This is a genomic window from Desulfosporosinus hippei DSM 8344, assembly GCF_900100785.1.
Taxonomy (GTDB): Bacteria; Bacillota; Desulfitobacteriia; order Desulfitobacteriales; family Desulfitobacteriaceae; genus Desulfosporosinus; species Desulfosporosinus hippei.
On sequence record NZ_FNCP01000039.1, the window covers coordinates 16,009 to 30,823 of the forward strand.

General features: G+C 42.2%; 13 protein-coding genes and 1 pseudogene. 3 read left to right on the forward strand and 11 right to left on the reverse strand.

The window, feature by feature from the left end:
* Positions 1-53 precede the first annotated feature (53 nt).
* From BLS16_RS21415 to gatC, 9 genes and pseudogenes are all read right to left on the reverse strand, one after another.
* Positions 54-836 (reverse strand): short-chain-enoyl-CoA hydratase, encoded by a 783-nt coding sequence (locus BLS16_RS21415; RefSeq protein ID WP_092335644.1) that lies wholly within the window; start codon positions 834-836, stop codon positions 54-56.
* Positions 837-862: 26 nt separating this feature from the next.
* The gene (locus BLS16_RS21420) at positions 863-1,708 is read right to left on the reverse strand and encodes a 3-hydroxybutyryl-CoA dehydrogenase (RefSeq protein WP_014903823.1); all 846 of its coding nucleotides are present in this window, start codon (positions 1,706-1,708) and stop codon (positions 863-865) included.
* Positions 1,709-2,038: 330 nt separating this feature from the next.
* The gene (locus BLS16_RS21425) at positions 2,039-3,772 is read right to left on the reverse strand and encodes a sigma-54 interaction domain-containing protein (protein WP_092335645.1); all 1,734 of its coding nucleotides are present in this window, start codon (positions 3,770-3,772) and stop codon (positions 2,039-2,041) included.
* A gap of 171 nt (positions 3,773-3,943) precedes the next feature.
* Positions 3,944-4,227: pseudogene (locus BLS16_RS21430) on the reverse strand (thiolase family protein); the annotation flags it as partial.
* A 48-nt stretch (positions 4,228-4,275) separates the two neighbouring features.
* Positions 4,276-5,511 (reverse strand): hypothetical protein, encoded by a 1,236-nt coding sequence (locus tag BLS16_RS21435; protein WP_092335646.1) that lies wholly within the window; start codon positions 5,509-5,511, stop codon positions 4,276-4,278.
* Between the two features lie 616 nt (positions 5,512-6,127).
* Positions 6,128-7,258, reverse strand: coding sequence for a homocitrate synthase (gene nifV, locus BLS16_RS21440; protein ID WP_092335647.1), 1,131 nt, complete (start codon positions 7,256-7,258; stop codon positions 6,128-6,130).
* A gap of 232 nt (positions 7,259-7,490) precedes the next feature.
* Positions 7,491-8,939: an Asp-tRNA(Asn)/Glu-tRNA(Gln) amidotransferase subunit GatB gene (gene gatB, locus BLS16_RS21445; protein ID WP_092335648.1), complete on the reverse strand. Its 1,449-nt coding sequence runs from the start codon at positions 8,937-8,939 to the stop codon at positions 7,491-7,493.
* Positions 8,926-10,416, reverse strand: coding sequence for an Asp-tRNA(Asn)/Glu-tRNA(Gln) amidotransferase subunit GatA (gene gatA, locus BLS16_RS21450; RefSeq protein WP_092335649.1), 1,491 nt, complete (start codon positions 10,414-10,416; stop codon positions 8,926-8,928). Before gatA ends, gatB begins: the two co-directional genes overlap by 14 nt.
* A 32-nt stretch (positions 10,417-10,448) precedes the next feature.
* Positions 10,449-10,739 carry an Asp-tRNA(Asn)/Glu-tRNA(Gln) amidotransferase subunit GatC gene (gene gatC / locus BLS16_RS21455; protein WP_092335650.1) on the reverse strand — a complete coding sequence of 97 codons (291 nt, stop codon included), beginning with the start codon at positions 10,737-10,739 and terminating at the stop codon, positions 10,449-10,451.
* Between the two features lie 201 nt (positions 10,740-10,940).
* On the opposite strand from gatC, the gene BLS16_RS21460 reads away from it, so the two are divergent.
* On the forward strand, positions 10,941-11,381 hold the full coding sequence (locus BLS16_RS21460; protein ID WP_092335651.1) for a DUF6147 family protein: 441 nt from the start codon (positions 10,941-10,943) through the stop codon (positions 11,379-11,381).
* 136 nt (positions 11,382-11,517) lie between these two features.
* On the opposite strand, the gene BLS16_RS21465 is transcribed toward BLS16_RS21460, so the two are convergent.
* Together BLS16_RS21465 and BLS16_RS21470 are read right to left on the reverse strand one after the other, a co-directional pair.
* A complete protein-coding gene (locus tag BLS16_RS21465; RefSeq protein ID WP_092335652.1) occupies positions 11,518-12,258 on the reverse strand; it encodes a DUF4367 domain-containing protein in 741 nt (246 codons plus the stop codon).
* Positions 12,255-12,809 carry an RNA polymerase sigma factor gene (locus BLS16_RS21470; protein WP_092335653.1) on the reverse strand — a complete coding sequence of 185 codons (555 nt, stop codon included), beginning with the start codon at positions 12,807-12,809 and terminating at the stop codon, positions 12,255-12,257. The genes BLS16_RS21465 and BLS16_RS21470 overlap by 4 nt, the downstream gene beginning before the upstream one ends.
* Before the next feature lie 364 nt (positions 12,810-13,173).
* On the opposite strand from BLS16_RS21470, the gene BLS16_RS21475 reads away from it, so the two are divergent.
* Together BLS16_RS21475 and BLS16_RS21480 are read left to right on the forward strand one after the other, a co-directional pair.
* A complete protein-coding gene (locus tag BLS16_RS21475; protein WP_092335654.1) occupies positions 13,174-13,926 on the forward strand; it encodes a hypothetical protein in 753 nt (250 codons plus the stop codon).
* Between the two features lie 13 nt (positions 13,927-13,939).
* Complete coding sequence (locus BLS16_RS21480; RefSeq protein WP_092335655.1) at positions 13,940-14,458, forward strand: hypothetical protein; 519 nt, start codon at positions 13,940-13,942, stop codon at positions 14,456-14,458.
* Positions 14,459-14,815 lie beyond the last annotated feature (357 nt).

Below are 14,815 nucleotides of genomic sequence, written 5' to 3' on the forward strand. Positions count from 1 at the left end.
TCCACACATAGCATTTTTTTTTACAAGGCAATTGCATAATTAGGTAGTCCGTTTTATTTTCCTTCAAAGGCTGGCTTACGCTTTTCCAAAAAGGCGCTGCATCCCTCGGTTTTATCCTGGGTGCTGAAGGTCAATCCGAAGATTTCCGCTTCATAAGCTTGAGCACTATCTAAATCCATATTCAAACCACGTTGGATCGCACTCTTAGTTAGCTGTACTGCAACGGGTGCCCGAGAAGAGATTTTTTTAGCCAGCTTCATAGCCTCTTCCATCAGGGTGTCTAAGGGATAAACCTTATTAACTAACCCAATGCGATAAGCTTCGTTAACATCTATGATGTCCCCGGTAAATAGTAATTCACTGGCTAACCCTGTACCAATCAGACGAGGTAAGCGTTGAGTCCCTCCAAATCCTGCAGTAAGTCCCAGGGTTACTTCCGGTTGACCGAATTTGGCATTTTCAGCAGCAATCCGAATATCGCAAGCCATAGCTAACTCGCATCCGCCACCTAAAGCAAAGCCATTAATAGCCGCAATAACAGGTTGTGGCATCAGTTCAATTTTACGAAAAACCGCATGCCCCAGTTGAGCAAAGTGCCGTGCTTGCATACAATTAAAATCTTTCATCTGAGAAATATCAGCCCCAGCGATAAAAGCCTTTTCCCCACTGCCAGTTAAAATCACTGCTTTGACACTGGAATCTCTCCCCAACTCATCGAGGGCGGTGGACAGTTCTGTTACTGTGTCACTATTTAAGGCATTTAATGCTTTAGGGCGATTGATGGTCAGCACTGCAACTGCACCGTTCTTTTCCAGTAACAGATTAGTGTACTCCATACTTTTGCCCTCCTTACTTGTTGGATTTAAGCTTCGTACTTATAAAAACCACGACCGGATTTCCGTCCAAGCCATCCCGCTTTTACGTATTTGCGAAGTAATGGGCATGGGCGATATTTATCGCCTAATCCTTCATGAAGGACTTCCATAATTGACAGAACTGTATCCAGACCAATTAAATCACCTAATGCTAATGGTCCCATTGGATGATTCATTCCTAATTTCATAACATTATCAATCGCTTCAACTGAAGCAATTCCTTCGTTAAGGGTAAAGACAGCCTCATTAATCATCGGAATTAAGACCCTATTAGCAACAAAACCGGGAGCATCATTAACTTCAACCGGAGTTTTGCCCATCTTAATGCTAAGATCTTCGATGGTTTTGTACACTTCATCACTGGTAGCCAGGCCACGAATAACTTCTACAAGTTTCATAACAGGCACGGGATTCATGAAATGCATCCCGATGACTCGATCCGGGCGTTTAGTAAAAGCGGCAATCTCAGTGATAGGCAGTGAGGAAGTATTCGTCGAAAGAATTGTATGTTCCGGACATATCTCATCAAGCTGAGCAAAGATTTTAGCTTTAATCTCCATATTCTCCACGGCAGCTTCAATGACCAAGTCGGCAGATACTGCATCTTGCAGAGATACGGATTTAGTAATAAGACCTAAAATCTGATCTTTTTCCTCAGCTTTTAGTTTCCCTTTATCAACACTTCTGCTCAGATTTTTGTCAATAATACCGAAACCCCGATTCACAAATTCTTCTTTGATGTCATTCAGGATTACTGAATATCCTGCTTGGGCAGCTACTTGGGCGATTCCACCACCCATCTGTCCAGCTCCAATTACCATAATCGTCTTCACAACTAAATCCTCCTTTGTTTCTGTTATTACAAGACTTTTTAATAGGTGATTTGGAATCTTGCGGAATAATCATGCAATTGCTATGCCAAGGAATATTCCGTATCTTCGGATAATTCTTGCACTGGCTAATATCAGTCATCCCCAAGTTTTTTGTCCAGTCGATTCAAAATATCCACTTTTGCAGGGATGTCCACATTAGTTTACACATAAAAGCCAGTAAACACGGCAATCTCCATTAATACTAAATATTGGGTGGTGTCTACGATTGGATACGCTAACCAAATTGTAGACATCTTACTGATGAAAAAATTCACATTATTTAGGTTAAATCTACTTGTGTAATTGATGCTTAATTAGCTTCTTGTACAAGCCGGCTCTTGACAAGCCTAATGATTTTGCTGCTTGAACTTTATTTCCATTGGCAGTTTCAAGCGCAATAATCAGTGCATCCCTTTCCACCTCCTTAAGAATATTGTCAAGGGACCCTTCCATATAAGGTCTTTTATCATGACTTGCTAAAATTTGCAAATAGTTCGGCAGATGCTTGAGTTGGATTTCAGTGCCATCAACCATGTTGAAGGCTCTCTCAATAATGTTCTCAAGCTCGCGGATATTACCTGGCCAACGATGTTTTTTCAGAACGTCAACAGCTTCAGCAGTAATTCCTGTCACTGATTGAGCAAACTGCAAGTTAAACTTTTTGATAAATGTCTTAATTAGATCTTCAATATCATCTATTCGTTCCCGTAATGGTGGAATGGTCAAGGTTACCACATTCAAACGATAATATAAGTCCTCACGAAATTGCTTATCGCGAATCATTCCTTCGAGATCGCGATTCGTCGCGGCAACCAGCCGAACATCTACTTTGCGAGACTTGTTGCTCCCTAACCGTTCTACTTCTCGCTCCTGAATAACTCGCAGCAGCTTAGCTTGCATGCTCATTTCCATGTCTCCGATTTCATCCAGGAACAAGGTTCCTCCATCTGCCAGTTCAAATTTCCCTATCTTCCCCCCTTTTCTCGCACCTGTAAATGCACCTTCATCATAGCCGAACATTTCAGATTCCAGTAGATTTTCAGGTACTGCGGCACAGTTCACCTTGATAAAGGGACCATCGTTGCGGGAGCTTTGGGCATGAAGTAACAGGGCGAATAATTCCTTGCCGGTCCCGCTTTCTCCTCTCAGCAGCACTGTAGAACCGGATTTTGCCACCCGTAGAGAGGTCTGGATCAAAGAACTCATGATAGGGCTTTTACCCTTTAACAGCTCAAGGGCCGAGGAGTTTTTCTGAGACACAGTCTTTTTGTAGTAGTCAAGTTCCGAACGCAGAGAATCCACCTTTTTTGTCAAAGCATATAGCTCATTGACATCTTTAAAAACCACTTTACCTAAAGCGCCGACAATTTTACCATCCTGAACTATCGGAACTCTGCTGGCAATGATTTCATGTCCATTTAAATCATGTATATATCCATGTACCGGTTGGGCGGTGACTAGGACATCTGTAAATTTCGGATTATCATAAATCTCGGTAATGGGTTTTCCAATCATATCCTCAGGTGCTTGGTCAAAAAAGCTAGAAAATGCCTGGTTTGTCATGGTAACAATTCCTTGCTTGTTCACCACAATCAGCCCGTCATAGGCAGTGTTTAACACGACCTCTAAGGTACGTTGAAGTTGTTTAGTTTTTTCGTGTTCGATGACCAAATTATCTAAGAAATTTTGTAAAATTGTAATATCCTGAAACACGGCTACAGCACCGACCAATTCTCCCTGCACAAAAATTGGAGTCCGATTGCTTAGAAGGATGGTGTCATTTAGTTTTAATTGTTGGCCTAACTCGGCAACTCCATTTTCAAAAACCCGCAAGAGGCCTGTTTCCGGAAAGTGAGTGGTTATTGATTCGCCGATAATGTTGCTTTCGGGAACTTTCAGGATATCGAAGACAGCTCGATTGGCGTAAAAAATAGTACCTTGAGGGTCAACAGCAATAATGGCATTTTTTGTATTATCCAATATCTCTTCAAGGGTGATCGAAAAGATTTGTCCCTCCTCCAACATAGGTTAGCCCTCCTGAAATTTGCTATTAATCAAACTATTCGACCTAAATGAACTAAATCCTGCTTGAATTAATAGTCAGTTATCAGAGAGCTAACCCAAAGCACTTCTTAACTTATAGCATGCCTTCAGGTGAGGTTCATAATTTTTAGGCAAACGGTGCATTCGACATACTTCCATTCCCCCGGCAATAATAACGTCTGCATTTCCAGCTCGGATGATGGTTTCCGCCAAAGTCACCGCTCGCATTCCCGAGGCACATACTTTATTGATCGTCTCAGAGGTTACTACCAATGGGAGTCCGGCTTTGATACTCGCTTGACGCGAGGGAATCTGTCCTGCTCCGACCTGGATTACATCCCCATGAGAACATCAACCAACTTTCCCGGAATATCCGCCCGCTTAAGTGTTTCTCTAATGACATGAGATCTAAATCCACTTAATTCAGTCAAGTAAATTTGAACTCCGGTTAGATATTTAGATTTTGGAACCCACCAAAACAATTATTAACTGGAACTGGAGGTATTTTTCGACCCGCCGACATTAACATGCTCTGTCTCTGACGTATAGAAAGGAACCTTTGACATAAACCAATCGTTAAATAGCAGCGGGATAATTGCCCAGAAGAGCCACACCAAAGGCTTATTAGCGTGATTCGAAAATTCAGGTTTCAACCCTAACAAAGGTAAACAGACTGAGTAATAAATGATAAACTGAATTGCTGCCAGACCAAAAACAATCCCTGTACGGACAAACCATCCGATAACACTTCCCCATTTTTGTGGCCAGTTGTCAAAATAATGATTCCAGATTAAAAACGGAAATAGTGTAAAGCCGGCGAGTGTGGCAGAATTATAATAGCGCCATGCCAAGGATGCGGTTCCGTCAGTGGCTTTGGGATCTACAGCTCCCCAGACGGCATCCATTCCAAAAATCGTTAGTTTTACGGTAAGGAATGCCAGAATAATGATTGATATTAGACCGAATAATCCGCTCCAAGGTTGTTTCTTTACCAGGTGCCATGGTTTTCCTGACCATATATTGGCTGTCATGAAAAGATAGACAACCATCCATTCCCAAACCCCTATGACATAATTCAAATGCGAAACACCGTCAATGGCTCCCCACCAAGGGGCTGCTGCCGCAATCGGTTGTTTTAGCACCACACTTACATAAAAGGGGAAGATAAGGGCTCCATAGGCTAGGAGTGTAACAACCGTCGTCAAGCACCATTCTGCGAATCCCAAGGCTGGTTGCGTCAGTTTATCTCCCCAAGGCCACTTTTTAAAAAGGATCGACCAAAATGCATAAGTGACAAAACCGATTAAGACAAACATTGTAAGGGCTCCGCCAACATATTCTCTGGCGTGCTCGATCTCAATACCTCTTGCTACTAAGGCTTCTACACTCCAAATGGGGAGGATGAGTTTGCCAAGAAAGCCTTGAAAAATTCCATAAATAATTACATAGACCACGGCAATGTTGACGCATATCTCTACAATCCCGCGGGTCAATGGTTTAAGCTTTGCGAATGGCCAGTCTCCGAACATGATATGTTGCCAAATGCCGACTAAAAGCATCCATGCCAAAAATTCCAGAATTGGGTGTTCATAGTTCTTAAAAATCCCCTGTGGAGATGCAAATATGAACCATGTGATCAGAGCAATGAGTAAAAATGAAGCTGTTGCGATAAGGCCTGTTAAAGGTTGACCCCAGCGAGATTTTGAACCGTGATCTGACATTGATACTCCTCCTTAATATTCCGGTCAACTGATAAAAATAAAAAAGTAATACTGCTATAATTCTTTCACCCTTTCACCTCCCTATAAGTCACCATCCAGAATACTTGTTTATATTCTGAATGTACAGAATTGTTTTGCAATTAACGTGCCAATTGCTGTTTCTATGTATGTATCTACCTGAAATCAGCTGATGCTAAGGATTTGCGCTTTTCACTTAGAATAAGTTCTCTATAAAAGTACTCCCCTAAGTGCTTACAATGGTAAACACTTAGGGGGAGTATAACATTAACAATCACTTACAGCGCTAGTTGAAGTTTATGTGTCAACGAATTGAGACATGTATTAAAATGTAGGCAAAATATGTTTATTTTTTTAAAGTTAACAATGATTTTTAGGTTTTTTTGCAAAGTAACTTGCAAATAATTGGGAGGCTGACCAAAATACTTGTAAGTCTTGGATTCACCTCCCCAAATTTCACTTCTGTAAACAAAAACGATCCCTTCCACTTTACTTTGAAAGTGGAAAGAGACCGTATTTGTTATAGAAATAAGCGCTTTGAATTTGGGGGCCTAGTTTTCACACACCCCCTCACAAGCCTGGATTGAAATATCGGCTATTACTGTCGTTGTTTCAGCATATCACTGTAAATATACATTAACTCCTTGTCAAAAAGTGATCTCTTCATATCCACGGCTATTGCCCTGACCCTTTTAAGCATCTCAGCTGCATCTTCTTCAGCAATCTCTTTGCCATACTCATTGCGGAATTTTGCCTTGATGGATGCAGTTCCGGAGTGTTTGCCAATGACAATTTGACGTTCAAGGCCCACGTCCTCAGGACTAAAGGCTTCATAAGTCCGAGGATTTTTAAGGGCACCGTCGGCATGGATGCCCGACTCATGGGCAAACATGTTGCTTCCCACAATAGACTTCCAAGGTGGGAGCATCCGCCCTGACGCTCGGGCGACATATTCGGAAACCTCGACAAATCGTTCCGTCGCAAAGCTCAGATCCGTATCTAATAAGTGCTTCAACGCCATAACCACTTCTTCTAAGGCAGCATTTCCGGCCCGCTCTCCTAAGCCGTTAACCGTTACACCTACATGGGTTGCTCCGGCCTTTACTCCGGCCAGGGCATTGGCCGTGGCCATCCCGAAGTCGTCATGAGTATGCATTTCCACATCTATGCCCGCTTTTTCTACTAGGGTCATAATTTTTTCATAGGTTGCAAAAGGGTCTAAGATTCCTACAGTATCACAATAGCGCAAGCGATCTGCACCGGCGATTTTAGCTTCCTTCGCAAATTGAACCAGAAAATCCATATCAGACCGGGAAGCATCTTCCGCGTTGACGGAAATGTACATTCCTTCTTTTTTCGCAAAAGTGGTTGCCTTTACCATCCGCTCTAAAACATCTTCCCGAGTGGTCATAAGTTTATGTTCAATATGAATGTCAGAGGTGGAGATAGAAATTGCTACGGCATCCACACCACAGGCCAATGATGCTTCTATATCAGAAATAACCGCCCGATTCCAGCCCATTATACTTGCTTTTAAGCCTAACTTGGCGATTTCACTAATCGCCTTCTTTTCATCCCCGCCCATAACCGCTACTCCGGCTTCTATCTGATGAACGCCAAGTTCATCGAGCAACCGGGCGATTCGCAATTTTTCTTGATTAGAAAAAACAACCCCAGCTGTTTGTTCTCCATCACGCAATGTAGTGTCTACAATGGTTAAATGTCTCATTCAGACTCACCCCTCTTAATTAGCTGGAATATATAACAGGTTTTAAAATCACATACCTTATACTAGCACAATCTCCTTTGAGTTTGAAGAATGCTGGGTTCTTTATACTGTATACTTATTTAATGACCAGTATATTTATTCACAGGTCAGCTTACTCTTCAGTATTCCCCAGACTTAAAGAATCAATCTATCAAAAAGAGGCTCTCCTTTCGGAAAAGCCTCTGAGTTACAATTAAGATAGTTTTTCCTTCAGCAATCGATTGACTAGACCCGGATTCGCCTGACCTTTGGTGGCTTTCATGATCTGTCCGACTAAAAAGCCAATGGCGCGATCTTTGCCGGCGCGGTAGTCCTCTACGGATTGAGGATTAGCGGCAAGTACGCCGTCGATAATTCCCAGCAAGGCCCCTTCATCACTGATTTGAGCAAGCCCTTTTTCCTTAACGATCACCTGGGCGTCCTTACCGGTGGCATACATTTCTTCGAGTACTGTCTTGGCAATTTTGCCGCTGATGGTTCCTTTTTCGATCAGCTCTAATAATTCCGCTAACTGCTTGGGAGAAATGGGAGAATCCTCGACTGGACACTGGTTGGAATTCAGCAGACGCATAACATCTCCCATCACCCAGTTAGCTAAGGTCTTAGCATCGCCAAAGCTCTTAAGTGCTGCATCAAAGAAGTCCGACAAGGATTTGGATTGGGTGATTACCCCGGCATCGTATTCTGACAATCCTATGCCCTGCAGCCGAGCGCGTCGTTCCGCCGGAAGCTCAGGCAGGGTTTGGCGAATTCGTTCCACCCATTCTCGATCGATGATCAACGGGGTTAGATCAGGCTCAGGGAAATAGCGGTAATCATGGGCTTCTTCCTTGGAGCGCAAGGCTAAGGTTATCCCTTGACCCTCATCCCAGGTCCTTGTCTCTTGGACCACTTTTTCACCCGCATCTAACACTCTTGCTTGCCGGGCTATTTCATATTCCATACAGCGCCGTACGGAGCTGAAAGAGTTTAAGTTCTTTGTCTCTGTACGAGTTCCGAAGGCTGTCTCTCCAATGGGGCGCAAGGAAACATTAATATCAAAGCGCACGGAGCCTTGTTCCATTCGACAATCCGAGACTTCCGTATACTCTAAGATTTGCACTAATTTTTCCAGGTAAGCCAGGACTTCCGGGATTGAACGCATATCCGGCTCGGATACGATTTCCAAGAGGGGGACTCCCGCTCGGTTATAGTCAACGGAGGAAGCATTAGAGGTTGTGATGGTATCTCCGCTATGAACGAGCTTACCTGCATCTTCCTCCATGTGGGCCCGAGTAATCCCAATCCATTTTTTCTCGCCCTCCACTTCAATCTCTAAGCCTCCTTTACCGCAAATGGGTAAATCGAACTGAGAGGTTTGGTAGTTCTTGGACAAGTCGGGATAGAAATAGTTCTTTCTGTCAAACTTGGAGAATTCGGCGATTTCGCAATTTAAGGCTAAGCCAGCTTTGATGGCGTAATCCACTACTTCACGATTTAGTACCGGAAGAGCACCGGGCATGCCTAAGCAGACGGGGCAGACATGAGTGTTTTGGTCTCCACCGAACTCTGTTGTACACCCGCAAAAAATCTTTGTCTTGGTCTGGAGTTCTACGTGAACTTCCAGTCCACAAACCATTTCATATTTATTAGCGACTACCACCGGTCAGCACCTCCCGGGAGAGATTTGGTTTTAAGGTGTGATAATTCGTGTTTTGCTCAAAAGTATAAGCTACACGGTACAATGACCCTTCACCGAAGGCTTTGCCCATTAATTGCATGCCAATGGGCAGACCATTGACGAAGCCGGCAGGTATGGAAATTGCCGGAATACCTGCCAGGTTGATGGGGACTGTGGTAATGTCCGATAAATACATGGCCAAGGGGTCAGCGGATTTTTCCCCAAATTTAAAGGCCGATGTGGGCGCGGTTGGGGAAAGTAAAACGTCAAACTTCTCAAAGGCTTTATCGAAATCCTGTTTAATCAGGGTTCTGACCTTTTGAGCTTTAAGATAGTAGGCATCATAATAGCCGGAACTCAGAGCATAGGTGCCCAGCATGATTCTGCGTTTTACTTCCTGACCAAATCCTTCAGCCCGAGTCTTTTTGAACATTCCTAAGACATCGTCAGCATCTGCCCGATAGCCGTAGCGCACGCCGTCATAACGGGCCAGGTTGGAGCTGGCTTCAGCAGTGGCAATCAGGTAATAGGCCGGGATGGCGTATTCCGTATGAGGCAGGGAGCACTCCGCTACTTCTGCTCCTAAATCAATCAGAGTTTGAATTCCGGCTTGAATCCCTTTGGCCACCTCCGGGTCAATTCCTGCGCCGAAGTATTCCCGGGGAATCCCGATCTTCAGACCTTTGATGTCGTTGACCAGAAACTTCGTATAATCAGGAGCTTCAATAGGAACGGATGTGGAATCTAAGGGGTCATGTCCGGCAATGGCATTCATCACCAGAGCATTGTCCCGAACTGTTTTGGTGAAGGGACCAATCTGGTCCAGGGAGGAGGCAAACGCGATTAAACCTAAGCGGGATACCGCACCATAGGTGGGCTTCATTCCAACCACTCCACAGAAAGCGGCAGGCTGGCGAATGGATCCCCCCGTGTCTGAGCCCAGAGTAAAAGCTGCTTCATCCCCGGCTACTGCTACGGCTGAGCCTCCCGAAGATCCCCCCGGGACACACTCTAAATTCCAGGGATTGCGAGTCTTAGCAAAATAGGAATTCTCTGTGGAGGATCCCATGGCAAACTCGTCCATGTTCAGTTTGCCCAAAAGGATGGTTCCCGCCGCCCGCAGACGCTCTGTCACTGTGGCATTGTAAGGCGGATAAAAATTCTCCAGCATTTTTGAAGCACAGCTTGTGCGAATTCCTTCTGTGCACATATTGTCTTTGAGGGCCATGGGAATACCTTCTAAAGGTTTGAGTGCTTGTCCTTGAGAGATTTTTTCATCGACATCAGCCGCTTGGGCTAAGGCTTCCTCTTCCAAGACAGTCAAATAGGCCTGCAAGGCAGGATCCACAGACTTGATGCGGTCTATGTAGGCTTTGGTTAATTCCGTGGAGCTTATCTCTTTATGTAGAAGCAGTTCATGTAGTTCACTCACTGACTTCCCAATTGTTACTGATTCCAACTTCCGCAGTCTCCTTTCCAAGTCAAATAAGCTTAAGTCAAACTGATTTTCGGAACTCTAAAGAATCCCTCTTCCCCATCCGGGGCATTCCTGAGGGCTTTGTCATGATTAATCGAAGGTTTGACTTGGTCCTCCCGCAGAACATTATGCAAAGGAACAGCGTGTGCTGTAGGTACCACATCACTTGTATCTAATTTCTCCAACATAGCCGCGTAGCCTAAAATGGAGTTAAGCTGTTCGGTGTATTCTTGTGTTTCCTGCTCAGTTAACTCTAAGCGCGCCAATGCCGCCACGTATTCAACGTCTTCACGTGAAATTGACAACTTATTCACCTTCCTTGGATTGATTGTTGCTTTAACCTCTATCATAGCAAATATTAGGGAAGGGAGCAAGAAGGGTTAAGGGGACGGTCCTTTTAACACGTTTTAGCGTGTTAAATTTTTTTAAAGTTTAATGAAGAAAATCAACCTTCTTAATTGTCTAAGTAATAAGGATAATGAATTATTACAAGGAGGATGAAAATTATGAAAAAACCAGCTCTAACATTTCTAATCGTTGCCTTAATGATGTTTGGATCCAGTCCCGTACTTGCATCCCCAGAATCATCTAAATCAAACTCCATCGAATCAGGAATTGGCATTGAAGCACTGCAGCTTATCCAAGGCGGCTACAGCAGTATTCAAAATGCCGGGAACAATCATGTTAGTATCTATGGTGAAACATTGACTTATAAGGTCACAGACATTGTTGGTGTGAAGTTTTATCTCCAGTACTACAATAATAGCTCGTGGGTTACCATGGACACTGTGAGTCGACAAGGATATGATACAAATTTATTTACTACAATGGTTGATTACACCGTAACTCCTGGATATACCTACAGGGTTGCGACTGAACACTATGCTTATGACGGGTCTTTTAAAGAGACTGCCTGGACTTATACATCGGGAGTATACATGCCATAGCAATCTAGTTAATTTGTTTAAGAAATAGAACCAGGAACCTAAACGAAACGAAAAGTTCCACGGAATAATCATGTCATTAACGAAAATCATGTGAGCACTCCGACCAAATGCTCACATGATTTTTTCGTTAAGTATCTTAGGTCACCGACCTTGCGACTTTAATCAGATCATCTTCTTCGATTTTTCCAATCAACTCTATCTCCAGCCCTCTCATCGCCCATCGCAGTATTAATGTTCCATCTTTAGTCTTTAGCAAATGTCCCTCATTTCCGTTTATATCGATATTATTAACCTGTGCATCATCCGAGTCATATAAGAAACTCCCATTATGACCTGCAACTAAATTGTTCTGTAGTAACATAAATGGCTGGCTATTATACGAATACTCCATTTTAATAGAATAGGTATCTCCGGTTGTTTGGGTCAGAAAAACTTTCTTCCGCTCAGTACCTTGAGGAAGATAATGTGGTTTGGCAACACTAAAGTAAACAATTTTCTCAACCTCATCTAACGTAACTTCCATCTCCGACGGAAGCTCATTTCGTTCAATTGTGGGAGGATCCGAATTGCCTTTTTGCACAGTATTTACGTTGTAAAGACTTCCCCCAAGAAAAACCTTTATGGAGTCGATTAGCCTCTCACCAAGAGCAGATGCTGTTGAAGGCCTTAAAAACGAACCTGCAATAGCGAGTAGTACTACTGCTGCCGCTGTGAGAGTGACTTTACTAATCCGGTTCGTTCGTTTTTTCGGAGCTCTATATCGCCTTACAAAATCTTCCCACTGCTCTTTAACAGGGGGTACATCTATCTTACTTGCTTCCAGCAAAAGGGATTTCCGAATTTGTTGACCTATTTTATCTTCAAACTCATCACTCATTGTCCACACCCCTCTAAACTCTCTGATGATTTATTAAGTGTATTTTTTATTCTGTATCTTTCTCGAGCACGTCGAAGTCTTTGATTCACATTTTGAGTTGAAATTTCAAGGATAGCTGCAATTTCTTCAGTCGAGTAATCCGAGAAATACTTTAATACAAGAATCTCCCGATCCGCAACATTAAGTTTGGTTAGGACATTTTCTACTTCATCTTTAAGTAATACTAAATCGCTTACTGGATCAGGTGGGTTGTATCCGCTGGAATTAATCTGGTTGGATAACTCCGTTTCGCTCGTCAATACCTGACGAGAGTTTTTCTGCAACATATTTTTAGCTTGATTTATGGCAATGCTCATGACCCATGCACAAAACTTATTTTGTTCTCTCAGTTGGTTAAAATTGCAAAACGCCTTATAAAAACCTTCTTGAACTGCGTCTTTGGCCAATTCCGGGTCCCTTATGATTAGATTAAGAGCATTAAACACCCTATGATAACAGCGTTCATACAATTCTTCATCAAGTTGAATCTTCTTATCCTTAGGGAAAAACAACTGCTACACCTCCTGTCTTCAAATGCATTGGTCGTCTACTTCAAGATTGTTGCAGTCGAATCCTTTTTTAGGGAATTAATTTTAAACCAAAATGAGTCCAAGGCCCTCTTTACATAGGGCCTTTATCCTATTTTTTATTTTTCCCAAAACTTATGAAGCTTTTTCCATGGCTTAATTGTCTAATAAGTAGAAGGGGGTAACATGGTTTAATCAACCAGTTGGTAAGATGCCAATCAAAGGAGGTGGACAGGCCATGGCGCATATATGGTTGCCGTCTACAATAAAAGGCTCTCTCATATCCCAATGATCGCTAACCTCTTAAAAGTCCTTGATTAAAGACATTACATTAAAAGGAGGAAATATTATGAGAAAGAAAATCTTAATTATTGGTACTTTGTTATTTTTGCTAATAGCAAATTTTTTTGGAGTACTAATCCAAAATTCCTACGCTGACGATAAGAAAAGCGTTGAAGAGCATATCCAATTGGCGGGTAGTTACATTAAAGATAATCCTGAGCTACTTTCGAAATCGCTTGACGCTTTAGCAAGTAAGTCTTTTAATGAAAAAGAAATCGTTACAAATGTGGATTTGTTGCCAATATCCATAGGAGAAATTGAATTTAGAGAAGGTCTCAGGAACGTTGCCGAAACGGGAGATGCGGATGATAAGTCAGTTTTCAATACTTTAGTTGAAGAAAAACTCATTATGAGTTATGCGATTAAAAATAGTGTTCTCCCATTGAAAAGTGAGATTAATAGTTTTATCGAATCTGAGAAGTCACTCTACAAACAAGATGCTACTGTTCAAAAGTATGTTGATGATTTTTGCTCATCCGCCAATATGAGTTTTGACGAGTATTGGAATACCTATGAATACTACAATGCTTTTCGCATTGTAACCTTCAAAAAAGCGTATGATAAAGCTATCGAAATTGGGATAGCGAAGGGAGAATTAAAACCTTTAACCGAAGGCGAGCTAATTTCCCAGATCAATACTGAGTATCAGGATTATTGGAAGAAGATAAAAACAGATCTGAAGAGCAAAGCATCAATAACTATTAATAAGCAATACTCTGATCGTGTATTTACTATTGACACTTCAAAATTGTATTTATAGGGAGGTATATCAGATGAAAAAGCGTTTTGCTATAGTACTTGCCACTTTGTTATTAAATGTTGTTCTAGTAGGTAATGCCTTTGCAACTGATGTTTCGGTAAATTCCTATACTCTTCACACAGGTTGGAGTCCTAATTGGGCAATCAAAAGCTACAATGTATCTACAAGCTATGTTGGTAATCAGTATGAACAATCCGGACAACAGTATGTAGATGGTCATGATTACTTTTCCTTTATTGTTTCAGCCTATAGTCCTGAAATTCCGCGAGGACAAGGTTCAATGTTGAACTTACAGATGCTTAACTCTAGCGGTACTGTTGTATCCACCTTAACCCCTAGTAATTTTTCTTCAGGAACTATCCGGGGACATTTATATGATACAAGCATCACTACTGTGCTAAGTATGACTAAAAGTTATAGCTGGTTGCAAAGTACAGCAGGGACTTATAGAGCTAAAATAGCAACACTTTATACAAATACCGAGTTTACTGGCATGTCAGGAACAGATTCATATTACACTCCTTACTTTTAATTAATATGTGAAGGTTAATATAATAACCGGCTGTTTCCAGTCGGTTTTTCTCTTTGACGGCTTATATTTAACCAACATCATTGATTATTATAACGTGGAAAATTAACATAAAGAAGGCACTTGGGCAGCTTGACAAGCCTTAACTAGGGATGAAAAGGGACATTAAAGGCATGGAAAGCGATCCCTCCGTCCTAGATAAAGGTTATCATGCATTTTGAGAAAATAAATATTTGGATATTAGACAGAATATAATTAGTTATTAACTCAACTTTCGCATAGCGAAAGTTACCTCTAACCCTGTATCTATCTAGCTTAGAACAAAATATTTTAGTTTATTGACAGGAAAAACACCTTTCC

What these genes read in the sequence shown, in the direction of transcription:
- BLS16_RS21475 (WP_092335654.1), top strand. Translation starts at nt 13,174, where the DNA reads ATGAGAAAGAAAATCTTAATTATTGGTACTTTGTTATTTTTGCTAATA.
- BLS16_RS21425 (WP_092335645.1), bottom strand. Translation starts at nt 3,772, where the DNA reads ATGTTGGAGGAGGGACAAATCTTTTCGATCACCCTTGAAGAGATATTG.
- BLS16_RS21480 (WP_092335655.1), top strand. Translation starts at nt 13,940, where the DNA reads ATGAAAAAGCGTTTTGCTATAGTACTTGCCACTTTGTTATTAAATGTT.
- BLS16_RS21435 (WP_092335646.1), bottom strand. Translation starts at nt 5,511, where the DNA reads ATGTCAGATCACGGTTCAAAATCTCGCTGGGGTCAACCTTTAACAGGC.
- nifV (WP_092335647.1), bottom strand. Translation starts at nt 7,258, where the DNA reads ATGAGACATTTAACCATTGTAGACACTACATTGCGTGATGGAGAACAA.
- BLS16_RS21415 (WP_092335644.1), bottom strand. Translation starts at nt 836, where the DNA reads ATGGAGTACACTAATCTGTTACTGGAAAAGAACGGTGCAGTTGCAGTG.
- BLS16_RS21460 (WP_092335651.1), top strand. Translation starts at nt 10,941, where the DNA reads ATGAAAAAACCAGCTCTAACATTTCTAATCGTTGCCTTAATGATGTTT.
- BLS16_RS21465 (WP_092335652.1), bottom strand. Translation starts at nt 12,258, where the DNA reads ATGAGTGATGAGTTTGAAGATAAAATAGGTCAACAAATTCGGAAATCC.